At 41.3% G+C, this 24,958-nt stretch carries 15 protein-coding genes, 1 tRNA gene and 1 riboswitch; of the genes, 4 read left to right on the forward strand and 12 right to left on the reverse strand.

The features are described 5' to 3' along the window. From AC6EJC_RS04225 to AC6EJC_RS04250, 6 genes are all read right to left on the reverse strand, one after another. Nucleotides 1–6,512, reverse strand: a 6,512-nt coding sequence (locus AC6EJC_RS04225) for a non-ribosomal peptide synthetase (RefSeq protein WP_444952885.1), incomplete at its 3' end; no start/stop codon positions are given. 16 nt (nucleotides 6,513–6,528) lie between these two features. Then, nucleotides 6,529–9,804, reverse strand: coding sequence for a non-ribosomal peptide synthetase (locus AC6EJC_RS04230; protein WP_444952886.1), 3,276 nt, complete (start codon nucleotides 9,802–9,804; stop codon nucleotides 6,529–6,531). A gap of 26 nt (nucleotides 9,805–9,830) precedes the next feature. After that, nucleotides 9,831–13,010: a non-ribosomal peptide synthetase gene (locus AC6EJC_RS04235; protein ID WP_444952887.1), complete on the reverse strand. Its 3,180-nt coding sequence runs from the start codon at nucleotides 13,008–13,010 to the stop codon at nucleotides 9,831–9,833. Between the two features lie 37 nt (nucleotides 13,011–13,047). Continuing rightward, nucleotides 13,048–14,055: a SagB/ThcOx family dehydrogenase gene (locus AC6EJC_RS04240; protein WP_444952888.1), complete on the reverse strand. Its 1,008-nt coding sequence runs from the start codon at nucleotides 14,053–14,055 to the stop codon at nucleotides 13,048–13,050. 28 nt (nucleotides 14,056–14,083) lie between these two features. Further along, nucleotides 14,084–14,356, reverse strand: a complete 273-nt coding sequence (locus tag AC6EJC_RS04245) for a serine O-acetyltransferase (RefSeq protein ID WP_444952889.1) — start codon at nucleotides 14,354–14,356, stop codon at nucleotides 14,084–14,086. 53 nt (nucleotides 14,357–14,409) lie between these two features. Then, nucleotides 14,410–14,649: a serine O-acetyltransferase gene (locus AC6EJC_RS04250; protein WP_444952890.1), complete on the reverse strand. Its 240-nt coding sequence runs from the start codon at nucleotides 14,647–14,649 to the stop codon at nucleotides 14,410–14,412. Nucleotides 14,650–15,264: 615 nt separating this feature from the next. On the opposite strand from AC6EJC_RS04250, the gene AC6EJC_RS04255 reads away from it, so the two are divergent. Then, nucleotides 15,265–15,807 carry a PadR family transcriptional regulator gene (locus AC6EJC_RS04255; protein ID WP_444952891.1) on the forward strand — a complete coding sequence of 181 codons (543 nt, stop codon included), beginning with the start codon at nucleotides 15,265–15,267 and terminating at the stop codon, nucleotides 15,805–15,807. Nucleotides 15,808–15,820: 13 nt separating this feature from the next. Next, nucleotides 15,821–17,029, forward strand: coding sequence for an MFS transporter (locus AC6EJC_RS04260; RefSeq protein ID WP_444952892.1), 1,209 nt, complete (start codon nucleotides 15,821–15,823; stop codon nucleotides 17,027–17,029). Nucleotides 17,030–17,160: 131 nt separating this feature from the next. Here AC6EJC_RS04260 and kdpC read toward each other — a convergent pair whose 3' ends face one another. The 5 genes from kdpC to AC6EJC_RS04285 form a co-directional block, all read right to left on the reverse strand. After that, the gene (gene kdpC / locus AC6EJC_RS04265; protein ID WP_444952893.1) at nucleotides 17,161–17,889 is read right to left on the reverse strand and encodes a potassium-transporting ATPase subunit KdpC; all 729 of its coding nucleotides are present in this window, start codon (nucleotides 17,887–17,889) and stop codon (nucleotides 17,161–17,163) included. 19 nt (nucleotides 17,890–17,908) lie between these two features. Next, complete coding sequence (gene kdpB / locus AC6EJC_RS04270) at nucleotides 17,909–19,939, reverse strand: potassium-transporting ATPase subunit KdpB (RefSeq protein WP_444952894.1); 2,031 nt, start codon at nucleotides 19,937–19,939, stop codon at nucleotides 17,909–17,911. 52 nt (nucleotides 19,940–19,991) lie between these two features. After that, nucleotides 19,992–21,668, reverse strand: coding sequence for a potassium-transporting ATPase subunit KdpA (gene kdpA / locus AC6EJC_RS04275; protein ID WP_444952895.1), 1,677 nt, complete (start codon nucleotides 21,666–21,668; stop codon nucleotides 19,992–19,994). Between the two features lie 147 nt (nucleotides 21,669–21,815). Further along, nucleotides 21,816–21,893, reverse strand: a complete 78-nt coding sequence (kdpF, locus tag AC6EJC_RS04280) for a K(+)-transporting ATPase subunit F (RefSeq protein ID WP_444953171.1) — start codon at nucleotides 21,891–21,893, stop codon at nucleotides 21,816–21,818. Nucleotides 21,894–22,076: 183 nt separating this feature from the next. Next, the gene (locus tag AC6EJC_RS04285) at nucleotides 22,077–22,472 is read right to left on the reverse strand and encodes a hypothetical protein (RefSeq protein ID WP_444952896.1); all 396 of its coding nucleotides are present in this window, start codon (nucleotides 22,470–22,472) and stop codon (nucleotides 22,077–22,079) included. A gap of 114 nt (nucleotides 22,473–22,586) precedes the next feature. Further along, nucleotides 22,587–22,759: riboswitch (cyclic di-AMP (ydaO/yuaA leader) on the reverse strand. Between the two features lie 465 nt (nucleotides 22,760–23,224). Here AC6EJC_RS04285 and AC6EJC_RS04290 point away from each other — a divergent pair. Continuing rightward, nucleotides 23,225–23,710: a glutathione peroxidase gene (locus AC6EJC_RS04290; RefSeq protein ID WP_444952897.1), complete on the forward strand. Its 486-nt coding sequence runs from the start codon at nucleotides 23,225–23,227 to the stop codon at nucleotides 23,708–23,710. Between the two features lie 147 nt (nucleotides 23,711–23,857). On the opposite strand, the gene AC6EJC_RS04295 is transcribed toward AC6EJC_RS04290, so the two are convergent. Beyond that, nucleotides 23,858–23,940, reverse strand: a tRNA-Leu gene (locus AC6EJC_RS04295). A 263-nt stretch (nucleotides 23,941–24,203) separates the two neighbouring features. Here AC6EJC_RS04295 and AC6EJC_RS04300 point away from each other — a divergent pair. Beyond that, the gene (locus tag AC6EJC_RS04300; RefSeq protein WP_444952898.1) at nucleotides 24,204–24,941 is read left to right on the forward strand and encodes an urease accessory protein UreF; all 738 of its coding nucleotides are present in this window, start codon (nucleotides 24,204–24,206) and stop codon (nucleotides 24,939–24,941) included. Nucleotides 24,942–24,958: the final 17 nt, after the last annotated feature.

Raw genomic sequence — 24,958 nt, forward strand, 5'->3', positions numbered from 1 at the left:
ATCAATACCAATGCCGCTCCGGCTGCCAAGGCGCCGAACAGATCATACACAGACAGATCGAAACACATGGAGGACAAACCTATCATTCGGTCCTGCTCATGGATGCTGAATTTATGATTAATATCCTGTATCGTATTGGCTGCTGCTCCATGAGTTGTGATTACGCCCTTGGGTCGGCCTGTGCTGCCCGACGTATAGATCACATACGCCACATCGTCCGGATGATAATCCATCGGAAAAGCTTCGTCAGAATATTCTGCTACGCCAGCTGTATCGTACAACTCCGGTTCTACAGTCAGCTTACATTGACTGTGCTCGTGGATGTAGTGGCGCCGTTCTTCCGGATAGTCCGGATCCACCGGTACATAAGCTGCTCCAGCCTTTAAAATACCTATAACATTAGCAACGGTTGCGATACTCCGGCTTGCCAATACGCTAACATAATCACCACGACATACACCCTGCCCTTGCAAGTAACGGGCAATTTGATTCGAACGTTTCTGCAGTTCTCCATACGTAAGACATTCATCCTTGTGCATTAATGCTACTGCTTCTGGAGTGCGTACTGCTTGCTCCTCGAACAGGCCATGCAAGGTGGTGTATGGTACAGTTTTGTTTGTACTGTTGTATAATCGGATTACTTCCATATTCTCTACTTCAAATTCCAGTTTTGGAGAATATCCAGCATGCAGCAAAAGAGAATCAATGATCTGCGTAAACTGTCTGAACATACCTTCAATCATTTCTGGCGAAAATAATCCATCTACATAATCCCAAAATAACCATAATTCATCTTCTACTAACGTAGCCTGGAAATCAATATATACCTGTGAGGTTTGCGTAATCCCTGTTTTCAAGTTTCCTAATTGCTCAAGACCGGGTGCGTGTTCTGTGTTATTTTCAGAAAGCACAGAGGTAAATACATATGGAATTACAGCCTTACCATGTCTAATGCCATGATGTCTCACAATATCCCTAATAAACTCAACACCCTCATAGTGGCGATGCTCTAATGCGTCAATTAATACAGACTGAACATCTCTGGCCTTATCCCATAATGACGTACCAGGTTTAAATGAAATGCCGAGCAGCAGGTTTGATGTAAAGTCACCTACAATACGTTCTACCTGTTCATGAAAGGGATAACGATTGAAGACTGTAAGATTAATGGACAAGTTCTCTTGATTGCCCCACATGGAAAGAAGATATGAATAAATGGTCGCGAGCAAAGCGGATGGGGTCACTCCATTTTGTAAAGCCAACTGTTTTAAAGAAATCCACTGCTGTTGATTGTATATCTTCTCTTTTCTTTTAAATTTTGGTGCTTTTATTTGTTCTGGATTACATTGTAGAGGAAGAACAGGCGCTAATGGAAAATCTTCAACTTTATTAAGCCAGTATTCTCGATCCAGTTCATATATTTCAGAATGCTTCAAATCTAAGTAAGCAAGAATATAGTCGCGGAAGCTGAAGTCCAATTTCGGTAATTCGGCATTCGGATTGTGATAGAAATGCATCAGATCACGACCGATAATATCCATACTCGCTGCATCAGCAATGAGCAGATCCCTGCCCATACACAATAGATACTTATCATTCTCAAGCTGAAAAGCCTTAAATTCGAACATCGGCCACTGTTCAGGAACAAACACATGATGTGACATCCGGCTTCGCTCCAGATGAATTCGTTCCTCTTGTTCTCTCCTTTTCAGGAATCGAAGATCTTCTATAACCATTTGATACTCAGGCACGTCTTTAAGAATACACTGCTCACCGCTTGGCATAATAATTGCTCTTAGCATCGGATGTCTCTGAATGACTTTATTCAAGCATTGATTAAAACGCACCATGTCAACGTCTGTCTCTACCTCGGTATATACATGAGTAGAAACGCCGCCCATTTCAAGCTCATCATTTCGACCTAGAAAATATGCCATCTGAATATCAGTTAACGCAAAAGGAGCGTTTATATTTTCTACATCGGGATGCGCTGTTGGGTATATTTTTTTACTAAGCTCTCTTGTTCCACAAGTTACACAATGATTTGTAATTTCCAAGAGATAATTCTTGAAATTCAAGGCAACTTCAGACAGTGTTTCCTCATCATATTCATATTTATTGTATATAAAAGAAAATCTTAGCTCGCCCTCCATGACTGCTCCCGTTATATCAAGGGAGTAACTTCGCTCCGATTGCGGATCAAGCATCTGGCCCTGAGAAATATCAGAAATCGTAAAAACTCCCTGATCTATACTTTGAGCAAATTCACCTAAATAGTTAAAACAAATTTGAGGATGAAGTTTCCACTTCATCATTTTTTTGCAATCCAGGTCAGTGACGTATTTTAACAAACCATATCCGATCCCTTTTTTCGGAATTTGATGCAATGTTTGTTTTACATGTTGAACCGTATCCTGCACAGAACAAGATGATGGAAGATCAATTACTACAGGATATATCGTAGTAAACCAACCGATCGTCTGAGAGACATTAATATCAGGGACTATGTCTTCTCTTCCGTGACCCTCTAACCCGATAAGAATCTGAGTATGATGTGTCCAATCTCGGAGTGCGCTCCCTAATGCGGCTAACAATAAATCATTAATTTCCGTATTATAAGCTTGATTGGAATGACGAAGCAGGTTGTCTGTGTCCTGCTTGGATAGTTGAATACTAATCGATCGTGTATCCTTGACAAAGTTGGTTGAACAGGTATGATCCTTAGGTAGAGGCTCAATGTACCGCTGATCAATATTCATCCAGTATGGAATCTCATCAAGTAATACCGAACTATTGGCATACTTCTCCAGTGCGCTAGCCCAACTCTTATAAGAAGTTGTCTTATACGGTAATGAAGGCTTTTCTCCTGAGCTAAGCTGTTGATAAACTTGTGCTATATCTTCGAGCAATATTCGCCAAGAGACACCATCAATAATCAAGTGGTGTGCAACAATAAGGAGATGATCTCCTTCTATAGTTTGGAACAATCCCAATTTCAGTAGAGGACCTGCAGTTAAATCCATGCTCATTTGAATCTTTTCTGAAAGATTTGTGATACGCTCTCTTACATCAAGTTGACCTGATAAATCAACAACCTGCAACCAAGCCGACCCTTTCATATCCTGATTTGTTTGTATAATAGAGTCTTGCCCGCTTGTATACACCATACGCAGAGCATCATGATGGTAAATAATATAATTCATCGTTTCTTGAAGTATGTCAGGATCAAATCCTTCTTCTCTATACAACATAAAAGACTGATTCCAATGATGCCTTTGTATCCCCTGTTGTTCAAAAAACCATTTTTGAATAGGCGTAAGTGGAACCATGCCTTTAACAACACTCTGATCTACAACTTTTGTTTGTACGGCTAATCCTTGAGTTAATTGTGCAATCGTCGGATTCGCAAATATATCTTTGATTCCGATATGCACTTGATGACGCTGTAAACGTGACGCCACTTGAATGGCTTTGATAGAGTCGCCCCCGAGCGCAAAAAAATGGTCGTGAATGCCCACTTTTTCTACACCCAGCACTTCTTTCCATATCTCTGATGTCACTGTTTCAATATTAGTTCTTGGTGGTGTGTATGCAGCAGATACCTTTACTTTGATGTCTGGCAATGGTAAGCTCTTACGATCAATCTTTCCGCTTTGCGATAGAGGAAATCTGTCTAACTTTATAAAATAAGATGGTACCATATACTCTGGAACATGCTGGACAAGATAGTCTTTTATAGCATTCTCATCAATAGATCGGGATCCAATAATATATGCGCATAAATGACCATTATTTTCAGCATCCATGTATACTGTAACTAGTGCTTGCTGGATATCTAAATATTGATGTAGGAGGTTCTCTATTTCTTCAGTTTCAATTCGATACCCTCGGATCTTAATCTGAAAGTCTTTTCTCCCCATATACTCAATATTTCCATCAATCATCCATCTTGTTAAATCGCCTGTTTTGTACATATTTTGACCCATTCTAAATGGATCTCTTACAAATTTCTCTTTTGTTGCTTCAGGAAGATTCACATATCCTACAGCTACGCCTGTACCCGCAATACACAATTCTCCTGCTACACCAACCGGCTGTAATTGGCCATCCTGGTCTATAATATACATCTGAATATTATCTATCGGTTTGCCGATTGGTATAGAATCCATACCAAAATCAGAAGGACAATCAAAATAAGAATCGTGTATAGTTCCTTCTGTCGGTCCATATAAATTAGAGAGAATAATGTTTTTATCTCCTCTCCATTCATCGTTAAACCGCTGAACGTGCCTGCTTGTCAGTGCTTCTCCACTGGTAAATACTTTTTGTATAGACGATAAACGCTGAACATGTCCTTCTCCATATTCCAGATAGTCTAAAAACGCATGTAACATGGACGGAACAAAGTGGATTACCGTCACTTTCTTTTGTTCAACTGTGCGGATAATGATTTCGGGATCTTTTTCACCTTCAGGCTCCAAAAAACATAGAGTAGCTGCGCCCTGAAAGTACCACCAACACAATTCAAACACGGACACATCAAAAGTGTAAGCTGTTTTTTGCATGATAACATCCGTTTCTGTGATCGAATACTTTCGCTGCATCCACAACATATTGTTGACAACGGATCGATGCTGAACCATAACCCCTTTGGGTCTACCAGTAGAACCTGATGTGTACATGATGTAAGCCAAATCCTCAGGAGTATTAACACAATCTAGATTGGTGTCATCCTCGTTATCGGACAAGTTTATATCCAGGAGCAGAGTTTCTGTTTCTAAACCTAAGAGGCGTTCGTTCCAAATCGTATTTGTTAAGACAAGGTTAGTTCCGCTGTCTTGCAGCATATAACGAATCCGATCTTTGGGATAGTCGCGGTCAATAGGTATATAAGCACCGCCTGCCTTATGAATCGCCAATATAGATATGATCATTTCAAATGATCTGTCAAACATTATTCCAACGGTTTGATTACTGCATAATCCCTTACGCCGCAGTATTCTGGCTAATTGATTGGCGCGTTTGTTGACCGCTTCATAGCTCATATTTTTATCACCAAGGATCAGGGCGGTTTTGTCAGGATAAGCTATAGCTCTGTCCTCAAAAAATTCGTGTAAATTTTTCAGGCCAGAAAAAACATGGTCTGTGCTGTTGAATTCTGTTAATATGCGTTCTTTTTCATCTAATGTGAGAATCGAAATATTTCGTACAAGTGCATGTGGATTCTGAGTAATAGCGGTAGTGACCGCACGAATATGTCCAGCAACCTTTTGAATATCTTCATTTGAATAGCAAAATGCATTATATTTTAAGCATACAGATATTTCCTCAGAGGGTATCACAATGATATTGAAATCATAGTTTGTCTGATCTTTTAATTCAAAATCATAGATTTTCAACTCATGGACACGCTGTCCGTCCAATAAATTGAATTCCAAAGGCACATTTTCAAAAACTACAATATGATTAATTAAATTCTCTCTCAGAGGAGTAGCCGCTTGTATCTTCATCAGGGGATAATGACTGTGCTCTTGAGATTCCATCATTTGCTCATGGATTAATGACAGCAGGTCTCCGAAATGAATGTCTTGCTCAAACTTTACTCTTACTGGATTGGTATTGATCAGCATGCCGATCATTTGATCTATTCCAGAAATCGCTGCATGCCTTCCTGAAACAACTGTTCCAAAAACCACATCATTCGTATTGTTATATCTTTTTAACACAATGCTCCAGACTGCTTGAATAACAGCGTTCAGCGTTACACGATAGGTAAGTGCCAGTTCCTGAAGTTGTTTAGTCATTTCCCGATCGAAGGTAAACTTTACTTGTTGCTGTAAATAGCCTTCCTTCTTCTGTTTTGATTGCCATGGTAGAGCAGTGGCCTGTTCAATGCCCTCTAAGTAGTGATTCCAGTATAAACTTGCAGAATCTTGATCCTGTTGTTTAAGCCATTCGATATAGTTTTGAAAAGAGTAGATTTCCTTTAGATTAGGTGTTCGATGTGCTGATAACGCACTATATATTTCAAAAAGCTCTTGCACAATCGAACTTAAGCTCCAACCATCTACAATAATATGATGAAAACTTAGAAGTAAACGGTAATGCTGTGTGTCTGTCCGAAAAACAGCAAGCCGAACAAGCATATCAGCAGTTACATCGAAACCTTTAATTTTTTCTTTACTGGCATAATGAGATATAAATTCCATCTGACTATTATGATTCATTTCAGTCAAATCTTGAAAAATCATTCTATTTTCCCGTTGCTCTACAACTAATTGAATTGGTCGCTTCGCTTTGTCAACATTAAAAAGCGTGCGAAAAACATCGTGTCGCTGTACAAGTAATTTCAAACTCTTATTCATAATATCTGGTGAGATAGGCCCTTCAACACTGAAAAAAAGCTGAACCACAAATCCACCCTGATTTTCTTCACGTAATGTATGGTACAGAATTCCTTCCTGCATCGGTGTTAGCGAATAAATCTTTTGTAACAGTTGTTCTGACGACATGACTGGTTCCCTCCTGTTAATTGATCTTGGAATTCAACTCCGTTTGAAGTTCATGCAGATCACTTGCGGAAATCCCTAATTCGTCATAGCCATTTTGGATAGTAGCAGCATTCACGGTTTGTACTTGCCTCGATTGTTCCTTGATGATAAAGGCGCTTATGTCGGCTACACTTGGATGTTGAAATATATCTTTGGTAGTCACTATAATATCTTTCGCTCGAAGTTGTGCTGAAATTTGAATAGCCTTTATTGAATCTCCTCCTAATGCATAAAAATCTTCTACCACGCTTACGTTCTCAATACCCAACACCGTTTCCCATACGCGAGCTACCGTCTCTTCAATACTGTTCCTTGGAAGTATCGCTTGATCCTGAAAGAGCTGACTCGTATCCGGTAATGTAAGTTTTTTACGATCCACTTTGCCGTTTGTGTTTAGGGGTAACGCCTTAACCTGTACAAAAAAGGCAGGAATCATGTAGTTCGGTAGCCTTTCAGCAACCCATTGTCTAATTTTTTCTGCATTAATCTCTCGATTTGCGGTATAGTACGCACACAAACGCTTATCTCCATGTTTATCTACATGTTCCATGACAAGTACTTCTTTTACAGTCTGATTTTCAAGAATACACTTTTCAATTTCGCCTAATTCAATTCGGAATCCCCTAATCTTTACCTGATGGTCATTACGCCCCAGAAATTCAATTTCTCCGTTTACAAGCCGTCGCCCTAAGTCACCTGTCTTGTATAATCGTTTTTCAAAAAGACATAAAAATTTCTCTTGAGTTAATTGCTGATTGTTGAGATAACCTCGTGCAAGACCCTCTCCAGCAATGCACAGTTCCCCAATTGCCCCAATTGGCTGTGAATGATTTTCTGAATTAAGAACAAGCACTTCCGTATTTTTAATTGGTCGACCAATCGGAATTGTGTCCAAGTCCTCATTAAGTTCATGAACTTCATGATACATCGCATAAACCGTACTCTCTGTCGGGCCATACATATGGATAATTTTACCTACACCCATCCACTGAAAAGCTTTATTTACATGCACTATTGATGCTCGTTCGCCACCAAACAGTACCTTCCTTACATTTGAAAAGCAATGAATTTCATGATCTACGAGTGTATTAAAAAGAGCAGTTGTCACAAAAAACACGGAGACATTTTCTTTTAAAATCAACTGAGCTAACTCAGATACATTAAGCACTGTCTCTTTATCTGCTAAAACAAGTCTTGCTCCATTTAAAAGACTCCCAAATATATCAAAAATAGAGCCATCAAAAGCAAAGTTGGACAACTGAAGAATGGTATCTTGCGGTGTAATTTGTATATAATCTGAGTCTTTCACTATTCTCATTACATTGATATTTTCGATCATTATTCCTTTAGGTATACCGGTCGAACCGGAAGTATACATCACATAGGCCAAATGACTAGCCTCTGATATTCGTAGTGGATTGCTCTTATCCCGATCATTTGTTTGTTCCAGCACATCCTCAAGAACTACAATCTGACGTATGTCGGTACCTCCCAGTTGTTCCAATAGCTTTGTAATTAAAGGAAAATTCGATCGCGAAACCACAATGATTGATAAGTTAGCATCTTGCACAATAACCTTTAATCGCTCGATTGTATTTTCCGGATCAAGAGGTGTGTAGCCTGCATTTGATTTTAAGATACCTAGTATCCCAATGATCATTTCTAGTGAACGCTCTGTGAGCAGTCCAATTAGCTGATCGGGTTGTGCACCTATATCTTGTAGGGCATAGGCAAGTCTGTTAGCTTGCTTATTTAACTCTCCATAAGATATGTTAGTGTCCCCAAATGTAAGGGCCGTTGCAAATGGCAAAACTTCAACTTGCTTTTCAAATAGATCTGCAAGTGTTTCTTTACCGTTATGCTCCATAATCTTCGCACTACTCAATGCAATAATTTCGGTCTCCTCCTCAGCACTCAAAATACAAATATCTTTCAAGCAAACGGAAGGCTCACTACAGATTTTCATTGCGACATTATACATATGATTTGCCATTCTTCTCACAGTATCTTCAGAATAAATATTGGAATTATAGATAAACTTTATATTTGTTTCATCACCCGGAAGCACTGTAATACTTAAGTCATAATTAGTATGTTCTATAACATCAACGTCCTTGATGTTTACATTTACATCAGCTAATACATGTTTCCATGTGGAATTTAAAGGTGTATTATCAAACACATAAATATGATTAAACAGGCTTTGTCCAATCGACTGATTTTGAATCTGTGATAGTGACAAATGCTCGTAGGGCTGGGAATTTAAATTTAGATGATGAATTTGCTGCATTAGTGAAACAAAAGTTAGGTCCCCCGCTGATTGTATACGTACAGGAACTGTATTAATAAATAATCCTATCATTTGCTCAACTGCTGGTATTTCCGGAGGCCTTCCTGCTACAACAGAACCAAATACAACATCGTTACTATTATTATATTTTTGCAGCACCATCCCCCAAAGACTCTGATAGACTGCGTTTAATGTGACTTGATTGTTTCGGGCCAACTCTTTTAAAACTTCGGACAGCCGATGCTCCAATTGAATAGAATGTTTACCCAAGCTATAATCTTGAATAGATTTTTTTCTATTACTATGTGTTTGACCTGGCAGGATAGAGCATTCTTCAAATCCGTTTAAATAGTCTTTCCAGTATTTAAGTGCGCTTTCTTGGTCTTGTTTTGCCAACCATTCTATATACTGACTATAAGGCGGCTCCATATAAGTGAATTTGCTTTGTCCTTTAACTAGAGAAGTATAGATCTCAAATAATTCGCAAAGGAGTAAATCTGAACACCAGCCATCCATTAAAATATGATGAAAAGTGAGTACACAAGTATATTCCCTAGGGCTTGTTTGTAGCATCGATAGCCTAATGAGCGGATCTCTCGTCAAGTTGAATCCTCGCTGGCGATCCTTTTTCAAGTATTGCTGAATCCACAGTTTTTCATCCAGACTCGATATATCTGTCCTGCTTTCAAAAACAAATTGAAGAGGTCTTTCCGTTAGCACTACCTGAAGTGGTTGTTTGACCTTTTCCAATAAAAAAGTTGTTCTTAATACATTGTGCCGTTGGATGATTGTCGAAAAACTTTGACGCATAAGTTCAACATTAAGATGACCTTCTGTAGTTAGGATTAGTTGAACTACATAAGTGTTAGGATCAGCATCTGATAGAGAATGATATAATATCCCTTCTTGCATGGGTGACAACGCATATATATCCTGAATTTGTTCTTTCGAAAACGGATTCATTCTATTCACCCGCCTAATCTAGTGGTTTAGATATTTAACGAATTGAGAAGCACATCATAAATCATATTTAAATCCTCTTCTTTTAAATTTTTCAATGTAAAATCACTTGGAGTGCGCACCTGTTCCTTCTTGTCTATACAATGCTGAATAACCTTGATAAGCTGCTTTTCATATCCCTCCGCTAAATATTGGATTTCTTGTACACTAATTCGTGTACTATCATAGCCGATAGAAAAATGCAATCGATCTCCCTCGATATATCCTGTTATTTCAAGTGCATAACACAGTTCATTATTAGGACTGATATTCCCTAATCCCTCAGGTCCAAAGGAAGCTGCACTACTGTAAGGAGAAAGTTGGAAATAGGGAGAATTTGAGATTTGGTCAAGTTGACCTAAATAATTAAAATTAATTTCTGGCTCAATAGAAAATATCAAGGGCGCCCTCAAACTTTCCGGGCTAAGATATTTTAGTACCTCATAGTCCAAACCTTTATTCGGAATAGTTCTAAGATTCTCTTTGGTTTTTATAATCCAATCAGGCAAATTGTCAGGATCATGCATGCATAGAAGTACGGGGCACTGAGATGTAAACCAACCGACTGTACGTGTAATATTAATATCAGGTAAAATATCAGTACGACCATGGGATTCCATATTGATTACAATTTGTCTGATTTCAAGCCAGTCATACAGAGCTATCCCTAAAGCAGTTATCAAAATATCATTTATTTCGGTGTTATACGCATGATGAACTTGACCAAGAAGCCATTTTGTGTTTTCTTTTGACAGAGCAAATTTTAAATTACGTTTGTTCCTTTGTGTTGATACCTGCACTTGATCTCTCTTCCACAGTAATAATTCCTGATTAACTTTTGCATTAAAATCCAGCCAATAGGGTATTTGTTTTACTATCTCCTCACTACATGAATATTTCTCCAATGCTTCAGCCCATTTTTGGTATGAATCTGTTTTTCCTTGCAGTATAACCTGTCTCCCTTTAATAATTTGCTCATAGGACTTTAAGAAATCTTCGATTAATATACGTAATGAAATTCCGTCTATCACTAAATGATGTATAGACAGCAACAAATGATCTCCTGTCTTGGATCTGAACAGTCCTAAATGCACTAATGGACCTCTTTCTAGATTTTTACTCCCTTGAATCTCCGAAATTTGGTCGATAATAAATTTTTCTTCATCCTCTTGCGGCACGTTGAATATATTAAAGCTGAATACCTCGGGACTCATGTCCATGTTCACCTGCTTTAGAATGCCGTCCTCCATCTGGTAAGTCATTCTAAGCGCGTCGTGATGCTCAACCAACGTTCTTAAACCCCTGAACAAAGCCTCTGTTTCATACCGTTCTGGATTATAAAACAGAACAGATTGATTCCAATGATGTTTATCAGTTAAATTTTTTGTAAAAAACCAATGCTGAATAGGGGTAAGGTGGACATTCCCCAAAACTTTACCTTGGTCACTCTTACGGAGAATCTGTTGAATTGACTGACCAAATTGTGCAATAGTAGGTTGTTTTAAAAGATGATGACTACTGAGCTTTAGATTATGAGAGTTCAACTTTGCAGATAATTGAATGGCTTTAATTGAATCACCACCCAAATCATAAAAGTTATCATATATGCCCACCTGGCCTACACCAAGAACCTCACTCATTAGTAGGCATATAAGTTCCTCTAAATCAGTGCGAGGCTGCTGATGATTAAGTTGTCCCGATAAATCCCTAGTTGGAATAGGAAGAGCTTTTCGATCCACTTTTCCATTAATGGTCATAGGAAGTTCAGATAAATAAACAAAATAGGTTGGCATCATATAAATCGGCAATTCTTGCTTGATAAACTGACGCAACTCAGTTGTGTTTATCGCATTTCGGGCTACATAATACGCGCACAACTGCAACTGATCCTGCTCACCCTGAATAGTCTGTACCACTACTTCTGTGATTTCTTTATGTTTAAGAAAAATTACTTCAATTTCTTCCAATTCAATCCGATGCCCACGTATTTTTACTTGCTGATCCATCCTCCCATGATATTCCAAATTTCCATCAGAAAGCATCCGAACTAAATCACCGGTTCTATATATTATTGTTTCTGGAATTGTTGGATGTTGGATGAATTTTTGTTTTGTAAGCTCTGGACGATTCAAATAGCCTCTTGCTAGCCCACATCCGCTTATGAAAAGTTCTCCAATTTCTCCACAATCAACAGGGTTCAGTTGCTTATCAAAAATATAAAAATTCGTATTCGGCAATGACAAGCCTATAGGAACCGAATTACCTTCAAAAAATGCTGAAGGAGCCACCCATAAAGAAGCACATATGCTCGCTTCGGTGGGTCCATACGCATTCACATAAGTTGTATACGGGCTCCATTGATTAACCAAATTACCGGATGATGACGATCCTGCTGTTATCATCAACCTTAAATTCGTAATACGCGAAGCTTCCAAATACACAGCATAACTTGGAGGCAATGTTAATACAGTAATCATATTTTCTGAAACATAGGACTCAAAATCGAGGGTCTGATGTATTATTTCCTGAGGAATAATATATAAGGTTGCCCCATTAAAAAGTGCCATAAAAATTTCCCATACAGAGGCATCGAATGAAAAGCTGGCGAACTGACCAATTCGATCTTTTGAAGTAATATGGAATTTATTTGTCCAAATTGACTGTAAATTTTCAATTCCCTTATGTTCTAATAAGGTTCCTTTAGGCTGCCCTGTTGAACCTGATGTATAGATTAGATAGGCGAGATCGCTTGAGCAAACATTCCGCTCCAAATTGTTGGTCGAACGATTGGAATACAGCTGTTCAGTCACTGTTAATTTACTTAATCCCGGATGATTAGGAGATCTTAAGTGCTGTTGTGTAAGCAGCAACTTCACATTGCTGTCACTCAGCATGAATTTAATTCTCTCCTCAGGGTAACCTGGATCAAGGGCCAAATAAGCTCCTCCAGATTTAAGGACTGCTAATACTGCAATGATCATATCGACAGAGCGTTCCATCATAATTCCGACAATACAACCAGTACAAACATTATGCTCAACCAATACTTCAGCTAATTGATTGGACTTTTCATTTAATTGTCGATAAGTTAGGTATTTTTCACAACTGACAACAGCGAGATGATCTGAATTAGCTACTACTTGCTTTTCAAATAGACTGTGGATAGTCATATTGTTTTTCCTCCCTGCCGAGGTTCCATCGTTCTATTTACTTGAGCCCAACTTCAATGGAGTGCAGCATAACCTGACTGGAATTTAGTTTGAAATATTTTTTGATTTTACGGAAATTCATATCACCAATAGAGCACAACCCCACCTGCTCCAGCTCAGCTACTTGAGTCAACAGTTGCACCATAATTCCACAGTCAATAGCGGCATACAAATATCCCATTCCACCATATTTTGGCATTGTAACCTCGCTGTTATAAACCATAAATACAGAAAAAGCCGATGTGCTAAATATTTCTTGATTTTGAGCATAATGCGCTTCCTGTGTGATAACACAGGCGTTGCTTACCATTTGAAGCATATTACGTACAGGATTATAGTAATATAAGCCTGCCTTCACCTTTTCTATCCGGGCATCCTTAACGTAAATGAATATATCGATTGGATATAGTCCGCCATCGGTTGCATAGAAATAGCGAATCTCCCCATCAGTTATAGTCTGTTTAAAAACAGAGATTAGCTTTGAAAATGTTTTAAATGGAAGTTTACGATTTATATCAAAATTACGAAAAGATCTGCGATTTACAATTTCTTCTGGGAAAGAAACATCCTCTAAGGGAAGATCGTACTCCATAACATTCGAAAATGTGCGTTCAAGCTGTTTTTGTTTGAATTGATTGTATTGTTCCGGATCAATGAAAGTGTCTTCGTGGTGGGGGTTGTGTACAAGGTAATTATGCGGATAAAGAAGCTCCTGAGGTGATAATATAGAATTTACTAATATACGTTCATTAATCAAATGTTTGATAAAATCACAAAGCAATTCTTGATTTAAATGAGAATAATGCTCAATAAGAGATTCCAAATTTATGCCTTTTTGCGTTATGTAGTACAACTCAGGGAATAATTCAAGTGCTATACCAGAGAATACTGAATGTTCAATTTCAATGGTGTCCTCTGTTTTACACCAACGAACGGATGGAGACCAGAAATACTTAGCTTCATTCTGAATTAATTTAGATAATTGGACAGGGGCTTGCTTATGCATAATAGTTCCTCCTCTAAAATTGATCACTTTAGAAAACTGACCACCGACTTATTATGCTTGTTGTTTTTATGATAGGATATCCGTACCATTTCACTATGCCAGCCGAAACACCAACGACAGTAGAATTGGCGGGAACATTTTTTAATACAACTGCACCTGCTCCTATTTTGGAGTAATCGCCAATTTTAATAGGACCTAACACTTTGGCTCCCGCAGCTATAACAACCCAGCTTCCAATAGTAGGGTGCCTTTTCCCCACATCTTTCCCTGTACCTCTTAAAGTAACATTCTGATATATCATCACATTGCTTCCTATTACAGCAGTTTCACCTATTACAACTCCAATACCATGATCTATAAAAATCCCATCCCCATCTCCGCACCTGGGTGTATATCTATTCCCGTAAAAAAACGTCCCCAATTAGATAATATTCGGGCGAATAAATACAAACGTATTGAAAAAAGGAAATGAGATATTCGATAGATTATCAGAGCATGAAAACCCGGATAACATAATACTATTTCAAGCCAACTATTTGCTGCTGGATCCATTTCTCTAATAAAGCGGATATCGTTGATCACCTTGTTTAACATTTCGGATCACTCCCCTTACAGAAAGTATCTTTCCGATCTAAATGTAAGTCTCGTTATAAACTACTCATATATTCCCTCCTTTCTAATAGAAAACATTAATAACTATATATTTTTTAAAAAATTTATAATACTAAATATTTAGTATATATCACAAGAAATATTCTACCTCCTTATTTTCCTAAAGTAAATATTGAATTAATGTTTTTCAAGCTAAATTTATAATTGAAAGCTATTATAAATTTCACTAGGCTTAATCAGTAAAAAAACACCCCATATAAAGGGATTATTTTGACCGCTTCTCTAACGACATCTTTCACAAATTGATACCGTCATTCAATAACCAAGCGGTACTGTTGGATTTACCAACCGCATTTTATGTAACAAAGATCACAGAAGAAGCTTCCTTACGTCCGATGTTGAGGCCAACCATTCCATCTCCAAGGTCAGAGCCGCTTAATTTCGTCAGCAAGCTCTTTTTTGGCGGGCACAGTGAGCAACGTATTTAGGCAATAAACCTTTACTTCATTGGATTCTAATGATATAATCCGACTATAATCCTATACTAAAATTTTAGTATAAAACATTTAGCAATAAAATTATGGAGGAGATATCATTTTGAGTACGACACGTGTAATGGTTCTTGGTCTTTTATTACAATACGGGGCAATGTCTGGATATGAAATACAACAAAAGATGCAATCCGCTCAAACGGATAAATGGGCCTATGTGCAACCAGCTTCCATATATCATGCCTTAAAAAAGCTGGATTCGGAAGGAATTGTACATTTGGAAACGTTAGAACAGACAGGAAACCGGTCAAAAGCTATATATGCTATCACGGAGGCTGGAAAAAGTGAGTTTAGTCGGCTTTTAATCGAATCATTTAAAGAATCTTCTGTTGTATTTCCAACAGCGCTGTACACAGCCTTAACTTTTATGGATGAGGCTGGGCTCCATGAAATTGAAGAAGCTTTAAGCTCTCAACAGCAAGCCATCGAAAAAATCTATAGAGATATGAAATTGGGGCAGGAACAAAAAGCTGAACTTATGGATATCCCCGTAAACGTTATGTTAATTTTCAGAAATATTTATGATCAATGCGAGCTTCAATTAAAATTTGTTAAACAAATTAAAGAGGAGATCAGAAGAAATTTATGAGGAGGATGTAATAATGAAACTGAGTAAAGGGGCACAAAATAAGCAAAAAGCTGCACTAATTGTTGTCGGATTAGCTGTATTCATTGATATGTTAATCTATGGATTAGTCGTTCCCATTCTGCCAAGGTATGCAGATTCTCTGGGCGCAACTCAAACAGAAATCGGATTTTTATTCAGCAGTTATGCAATCGCATTATTTATAGCCACACCTGTTTTTGGCCTATTAACGGATCGGATTGGGAGAAAGACACCTTTATTATGGGGGTTAATTGGACTCATAGCCTCCACTTTAATGTTTGCCATAGCCCACACTCTCTGGCTGCTTGTAGTGGCACGCGCTTTTCAGGGAATCGCAGCCGCAATGACCTGGACAGCAGGACTCGCTCTCTTGGCTGATCTATACCCTTCTGAAGAACGTGGTAAAGCCATGGGCTTGGCATTATCCGGTCAAGCCGCCGGAACCCTTCTCGGACCGACAATTGGCGGTTGGTTGTATCAATGGGGAAGTTACCAGCTTCCTTTTTACTTTGCCATCTCCTTGGCCGTCATCGATGCTGTACTTCGACTAATTCTCCTGCATGATATTCCGGAAACGAAAAATGAAAAGTATATTTCCCCTTTCTCGTTCATGAAAAATAAAGATTTGCTTTTGGTTATTGGAGTGGTGATTATCGGCGCATCCATACCAAGCGTACTTGAGCCAACATTACCGTTACACCTACAGCACAATTTTAGCGCTAACCCAGGACTTATTGGATTATTATTTGCTATTCCCACGCTTGCTTATGGTCTGGCAACACCTTTTATAGGACAGTTTTCTAGCAAAATCGGCTATAAAAATGGAATCCTCCTCGGTCTACTTATGGTATCCATTGCTCTTCCTCTGACTGCACTTCCAGCAATATTATCGCTTCAAGCTGTTATTTTAGCTGTTTTAGGGGTTAGCATGGGTATGGTCCTTGCTCCCTGCTTACCTCAACTTGCTGATATTTCTCAACGAAGTGGAATTCATTCTTATGGAATTACTTTTGCACTCTATAACACGGCATACTCGATTGGCCTAATGATCGGCCCTATTTTGAGCAGTACTCTCACGGATCTAGTGAATATTAAGTTCTCTTATTTAATCATAGGCATTATTGTATTTATATACATGTTCGTACTCGCTTCAGCCTTAAGGAAAGCCAAAAATTCATCAAGCAATGTAAAGCTAAGTAAATAAGCGAACAAAAATTCATATCCCCTATAAAGAATAAAACACTCTCTTGCAGCTTTATCCATCCTAGAGCATCCCAATCCCAGAAAAAAAGGTATCCCCAAGCTTATCGCTCAGGAATACCTTTTTTGATCCGCCTATGGCTTGGCAGGCTCTGCCTGCACTTGCGCTTCAAGCGCGAGATTCAGCTTGAGCACGTTCACACGGGGCTCGCCGAACACCCCGGCACTACGGCCTTCTGTCTGCTCCTGCACCAGTGCCTTCAGCTGGTCCTGCGCAATCCCCGTCAAGCCGCTAATGCGCGGAATTTGCACCTGTGCCGCCTGTGGCGAGATGTGCGGGTCCAGACCGGAGCCGGAGTTCGTAATCAGGTCCACTGGAACCTGACTGACGGGTACATCTGGGTTATGCTTCTGCCAATCCGCAATAGAATCCTTAACCCGCTGTACCAATGCCGGATTCGACGGCGCGTAGTTACTCGATCCTGAACCAGCCCCATTATAATCAACGCTCGATACCCGACCTTGGAAAAACGCCGGATCAGCAAAGGATTGACCAATCAGCTCGGAGCCGACCACCCGACCATCCGCATTACGAAGCATGCTGCCGTTTGCCTGCTGCGGAAACAGTACCTGCGCCACTCCTGTGCTGACTAGCGGATATGCCAAACCACACAAGAGGATCATCAGCACAGAGATTCGCAAAGCCACTCCAATAACCGTGCTTCCTCGCATCTCCTCTCTCTCTGGTTGTCTCTCCATCTCAGCATCCGTCCCTATACGCTTGTTATTGCCTTGTCCGCCAGATCCGGCTTTTTCGTGTGCAGCAAATCTGCGTCCAGACAACATCCGATAAAAACCACTCATGTCGCTCACCCTTTCTGTGCTAAATCCACAAATGCACCAGCAAATCAATGGCCTTAATGCCGACAAACGGCACTACCATACCGCCCAGACCGTAAATCAGCAAATTCCGTCCCAGCAGGCGATCCGAGCTCATCGGCTTATACTTCACGCCCTTCATCGCCAGCGGAATGAGAAGCGGAATAATCACTGCATTAAAAATAAGCGCCGATAAAATAGCCGATAGCGGGGAGCCCAGCCCCATGACGTTCAATGCACCCATTTGCGGAATAGCCAGCATGAACATTGCCGGGATGATAGCAAAATATTTGGCAACATCGTTCGCAATGCTGAATGTTGTCAATGCTCCACGTGTCATGAGCAGCTGCTTGCCGATAGCGACCACCTCAATAATTTTGGACGGATCAGAATCCAGGTCCACCATATTAGCAGCTTCCTTGGCCGCGACCGTGCCGCTATTCATGGCTAGACCGACATCCGCTTGCGCCAGCGCAGGCGCATCATTTGTGCCGTCTCCGGTCATGGCAACCAGCTTACCCTGTTCCTGCTCACGGCGAATAACCGCGATTTTGTCCTCCGGTTTGCTTTCAGCTACAAAATCGTCCACCCCCGCTTCCCGTGCAATCGTAGCAGCGGTCAGCGGATTATCCCCGGTACACATAATCGTACGGATACCCATTTCCCGAAGCTGATCAAACCGCTCCTTCATGCCCGGCTTCACCGTATCTTTCAAATAAATAATGCCGTATATCTGATCATCCAGCGCAACTGCCAGCGGTGTACCTCCTTCAGAGGCTACCTGATTCGCTTTTTCCTCCAGGTCGGCTGGAACGCTGCCGTTTTGCGATACGATCCACTGCCGAACAGAATCCACCGCGCCCTTCCGTACCTTTCGTCCATCGGCCAGATCCAGACCACTCATCCGGGTTTCCGCCTTGAATTCGATAAAGGTTCCGCCTGCCGCCAAGGATTCATCTAACGTATGCTCCTGTTTGCGCATCAACTCGAGAACTGAGCGACCTTCAGGCGTCTCATCCTTCATGGAGCTCATCGCTGCCCACTTCACTAACTCTGCCTTCTCCACGCCCCCTACAGGCACGAATTCGCTCGCCATCCGGTTACCGAAGGTAATTGTACCTGTTTTATCGAGAATCATCGTGTTGATGTCCCCGGATGCTTCTACCGCCTTGCCTGACATGGCCAGCACGTTAAACTGGGTGACTCGGTCCATACCGGCAATCCCGATAGCTGACAGCAGTCCTCCAATGGTGGTCGGAATCAAACAAACCAGTAGAGAAATCAGCACGGGAACAGGCAAATCGATGTTAAAATGGCGGGCAATCGGCGCTAGCGTAACCACCACAATTAGAAAAATAATCGTCAAGCTAATCAGCAAAGTGTTCAGCGCAATCTCATTCGGCGTTTTTTGACGCTGTGCGCCTTCCACGAGCGAAATCATTTTATCAATAAATGTCTCGCCCGGCTCTGTCGTAATCCGCACCTTAATCTGGTCACTGACCACCCGCGTCCCGCCAGTTACCGAGCAGAAATCACCGCCCGATTCCTTGATGACCGGAGCCGATTCTCCCGTAATCGCAGATTCATCCACCGAGGCCAGACCTTCAATGACCTCACCATCACTTGGAATCATTTCGCCCTGGGAGACGATAACCACGTCACCTTTACGCAATTCGGTCGAGCTAACCACCTGAATCTCATCCCCGACAAGCTTGTTTGCTTGTGTATCCTGCTTGGATTTTTTCAAAGAGGCAGCTTGCGCCTTCCCCCGCCCCTCCGCGAGTGCTTCGGCAAAGTTGGCAAAAAGCAATGTGAACAACAGAATAATAAAAACAGCCAAGTTAAAGCCCATTTCGTTTCCAGTTCCAAAATAACCGGGAAACAACAACATGAGCAGCACAACGAATGTACCGATCTCCACGACGAACATAACAGGATTTTTCATCATAATCATCGGATTTAATTTCATAAAGCTATCCTTGACCGCATGCTTTAAGATGCTTCTGTCTAGCATGCGTTTGCGTTGTTCCTTCATGATCAAGCCCCCCGTTCATCCATCTCATTTTCTTCTTCAATGTCCATCTTCTTCACATGGTCAAAAATTCAGCAACAGGTCCCAATACAATTACGGGCAAAAAGGTCAACGCACCAATCAGCAGCACGACCCCGATCAAAATGGCTCCAAATAACTTATTGTCCGTGCGCAGTGTACCCGTCGTCACCGGAGTCGGTGCTTTGGCATTCAACGAAGCCGCTACAGCCAACAGTGCAATCATAGATACATATCGTCCGAAGAACATAACCATCCCTGTTGTCATGTTCCAGAATACGTTGTTATCTGCAAGCCCCTCAAATCCCGAACCGTTATTTGCCGCAGATGACGCATATTCATAGAGCACCTGAGTCAACCCGTGATATCCGGGGTTAGTGACCGCATCGTATCCCCAATGACTCATAAATGCAAGCGCAGTTGGGGCGAGAATGAGAAACGGATGTACCAAAATGGCAATCGCGATCAGCTTCATTTCCTTGCCTTCAATCTTCCTACCCATAAATTCCGGGGTTCTTCCGACCATCAGTCCGCATATAAACACACCCAGAATCGCGTACATCAGCATATTCATCAGCCCGACGCCCTTGCCGCCAAAAATGACGTTTAGCATCATTTCTCCCAAAGCAGCCATACCACCCAGCGGGGTTAGTGTATCATGCATATTATTGACCGAACCTGTCGTTGCCGCTGTCGTCACCGTAGTGAATAATGCCGATTGTCCAATGCCGAAGCGAACCTCTTTCCCTTCCATGCTTCCCTGAGAAGCATCCACACCCAGCGTCTGTATCAGCGGATTCCCTGTCTTCTCAGACACATACGTAATGGACAGAAAAATAAGGAACAATACCATCATCGAGCTAAAAATAATCCAGCCCTGCTTGCGATTACGGGCAAACAGTCCAAAGGTATACGGCAGCGAAGCCGGCATTACCCACATTGCCAAAATTTCCAGTACGTTCGTCCAGGGACTTGGATTTTCAAAAGGATGCGCAGAGTTAGCTCCGGCATAACCGCCCCCGTTCGTCCCCAAATGCTTGATGGACTCCAGTGAAGCAATGGGTCCCAAAGCAATCTGCTGCTGTGTTCCGCTCAGCGTCGTAATATCCGCCGTAGACTGTAGCGTCTGCGGTACTTTCAATCCAACCAGCACAAGCGTAAGCACAAAGGCCAGCGGCAGGAAAATACGTATAATGGCTTTAATAAAATCTTGAAAGAAATTGCCCATCCCTTCACCGCGCCGCGTCAATCCTCTCATAAAAGCCGCAGCAACAGCAAACCCCGAAGCCGCCGAAGTGAACATCATCATCGTGACGAACGCCATCTGTGTCAGATACGTAAGTCCGCTTTCTCCGCTATAATGCTGGAGATTTGTATTGGTCATAAAGCTGATTACTGTATTAAATGCCAGCGACGCTTCCATATTACTGTTTCCAACCGGATTACCGGGGAGCATTCCCTGCAAGCGTAACAGCACGTAGCTGATCGCCACAAGCACGACGTTCGTTGCAATGAAACTCATAACATACGTAGTCCAACGCATGCTGTCCAGCTTCTTCAATCCTACTACCTTATAAATCAGCTTTTCCGTTCCACCAAAAATCCGATCCGTCCGATTCGGTTCATTCGAGAATACATGATACATATAGGTGCCCACTGGCTTTACCAAGAGCAGCAATATGACGATCACAATTCCAATTTGCAGCAGCTCCATCCTCTATTCCTCCTTCAAAATGCTCCTGCGTTTGGAACAACAGACCTAATTCAGACCATCAATCGAGTGCACACGTTTGCGAAAACCCGCTACCTCTGATGCTTAATTCATGATCTGTTGTTCCCGCCTGCTTTATCCTATAGCTGACTAGAACTTTTCAGGGTTCAGGAGTGCGTAGATCAAATACACAAACACAATAGCTGTGAGCCCAAGCACAACGGTCATCCTCTTCGCCCTCCTTTAGAGGTCTGCACATCACACCAGCGCACAAACAGCAGTATCACTCCATAACTCACAGCCATCAAGAGCAGCATGTATATATCCATCATGTTCATACCCTCCGTATTGGTCCTCAGATCGTCATTCTTATTCCATCATAAAATCATAAACCAGCTATGTTATAAGTGCTTATCCGTTCAACAGGAAACCCACCTCTCCATTCAATGTGTAGATCACATGGTCCGCTCCCAATCCCCGATAAATTCCTTGTGGATTACAGCCGTGCGTAATAACATAGATCGATTCTGATGTTAGTGGCCGACATATTTGCAGGAAACGGCAAGTCAGATTCAAGCTGTTCTCGAACAAATACACACTACCAATTTCTTTTTTTGGAAAATTACATTTTCCCGTTTGCATCGTATTGATGCGCACAATGTGCTCCACACCCATTTTTTTGAGCTGTCGTTCCTCCTGGACGCTATTCGTGAGAACTGCAAACGCCAGTTTTTTGAACATGAGCAATTTCACAAAACTTCTGCCCGCTTCATTCGGTGCAGTGACAATAATTAACCGACCTTCCATCAGTAGCTCCTCTCCCGGTATAAAAGACAACAAAAAGAAGCCGAAGGAAAAAGGCTTTCCTCCGGCTTCTTACATATCCATGATAAAATAAACCATGGCTGCACACGGCGGTTTGTTGCCTCTCCCTGTACGCTTACGAGGTTAGCTGTCGGATTCGGACGTGAGAGTCGCCCTATTTCTGGCACTTGACCGGAAAATTCACCCCATGAGACACACGACTTCCAAAGCCGTACAGTCTCGATTGGTTCCCCCGCTTTTGCAACTGCAAAATTCAGCGCTATAGACAATTCGTTGTTGCTTCATTCATGTTAATTTGAAATTACGTCTTGAATCATACACCCGCGCAAGGAAGACTGTAAAGCTCAACTGCGGGGTTATAAATCGGCCTTTAGAGCATAGAAGATTAATAATAACGCTTACAATGCAATTATGCTTATCACAGCTCCTTCAATCTCTGTTTTTCATCCCTTTTTGAAAATGATAGGCATGTCAATATTGGCGTAGGGTAAGGCGTTGTTGTCCCTTTTTTGTAAAAAGGGAAGAAAATACGCTATATGTAACAGATAAATACCGATTGAACCCGCTTTTATGAGAAGAAACACCTCAATTCGCTCCATTTGCAGCGCGATTTACCGTTTTGAACAAAATACGATTTTACAGTGGCCGAACGCTTATTATAGCTATCCCAACTTGCAACCTCTTATTAAGTTGTTTAAAATTTAATTGTAGAATATCGAATAAGGAGGGATAACATGACCGTTTATGAATATGATGCACAAACCCTGCAAGGGAAACAAATTCCGTTATCCACATATGAAGGGAAAGTACTGCTTATCGTGAACACAGCCAGCAAATGTGGATTAACCCCCCAATACAAAGCGCTACAAGAGCTATATGACCAGTACCATGAACAGGGGCTCGAAATTTTGGGATTTCCCAGCAACCAGTTTGCCAAACAAGAGCCGGGTTCCAGCGAGGAGATTTCCGAGTTTTGCCAAGTCAATTATGGAGTTACCTTTCCGATGTTCGCCAAGACAGATGTCAATGGCGATCAAGCGCACCCCTTATTTCGCTACCTGACCCAAACAGCTCCGGGGGTATTAGGCTCCAAAGCGATCAAATGGAATTTCACTAAATTCTTAATTACACGCGAAGGTAACGTATTTAAGCGTTATGCGCCGCAAACCACTCCGGATAAGCTGGCAGGGGATATTGAGAAGCTTTTGCAGGAAAACTGACATTTTACTTTATCAAAGTCAACAAGCAGCCTGTCTTCCATACGATCGCTTCTGTTGCTGGAGGATATAACGAAAGTGCTTAACAAAAAAAGCATCCCTTCACGTAGAACGTGTCAGGATGCTTTTTCAACTGGGTTTTGCATATAATGCGGTCGAGAGGACTCGAACCTCCACGGGCGTACGCCCACTACCCCCTCAAGATAGCGTGTCTGCCATTCCACCACGACCGCAAATCATAATGTATTGAGGCAACAGATTTATTATACTCTCTCATCATCTATTTGTAAACAAAAATATAATAATTATTTTTAATGTTATTTTATTTAACATATATGAGCTATAAAAATATTTAATTTGACACAAAAGAATTATAAGTGTAAATATATATTACATATTAATTTAAATGATTTCATTTAAACAAAGAACTAAGTCAAATAATATAACATAAAGATTCACTCCAAGGAGGCGAACCGCCCTGCATAAAGGCAACCGCTTGCTGAACTACGCATTATTGTTGGACCCTTCCCTACCCGTTGGTGGCTTTACCCGTTTTTACGGACTGGAGGAACTATTCCGTAACGGACACTTGAACTGTCTGCAAGACCTGGAACATTACATGCGGGACGATTTGTATCCTCAATTTACAACCCTTGACGGCATGGCCATCAAAAGTCTGTATGTCGCCATCCAACAAAACGACGGTTGGCGGATCGCTCTTATTGATAAGATGCTGCATACCCAACGTTCCTCCTTGCAGCACGTGAAAGAGTCGCGACTATCTGGCCAGCGTTTACTCAAGCTCGCCAAAGCTCTTTATCCTTGGCTTGAATTTGACCAACTGGAAGCCATACTCATTCAATACAATGCGATTGGCACACTAGCTACCGTTCACACCTGGATTAACTTCCTCCTCGGAAGCGATGTAGAACAGACCGTTCACGGCTATCTTGCCACAGCGGTATCCTTCTGTGTCGAAGATGCTTTCAAACTGCTCAATCCTCCTTACGAGGAAAAGAATCCTCTTATCGAGCGTATGACCAGCGAGTTGCTCTCCGCATGGAGGAAGTGTAACGAACCTGAGCCAACCGCATTTCAGCGTCGCCTTCTTCACAGACATTGGTCTAGCTCCTACATCACTCAGCCGCCTTATATGACCCATAATAGCCAGTTGGATGAAGCGAAACTGTTTTCCTCCTCAGGCCTATTCAAACGCCTTCCAGCATCCCCCTGATGCGTCGCTTCACCAAT

The organism is Paenibacillus sp. TY11 (assembly GCF_059772165.1).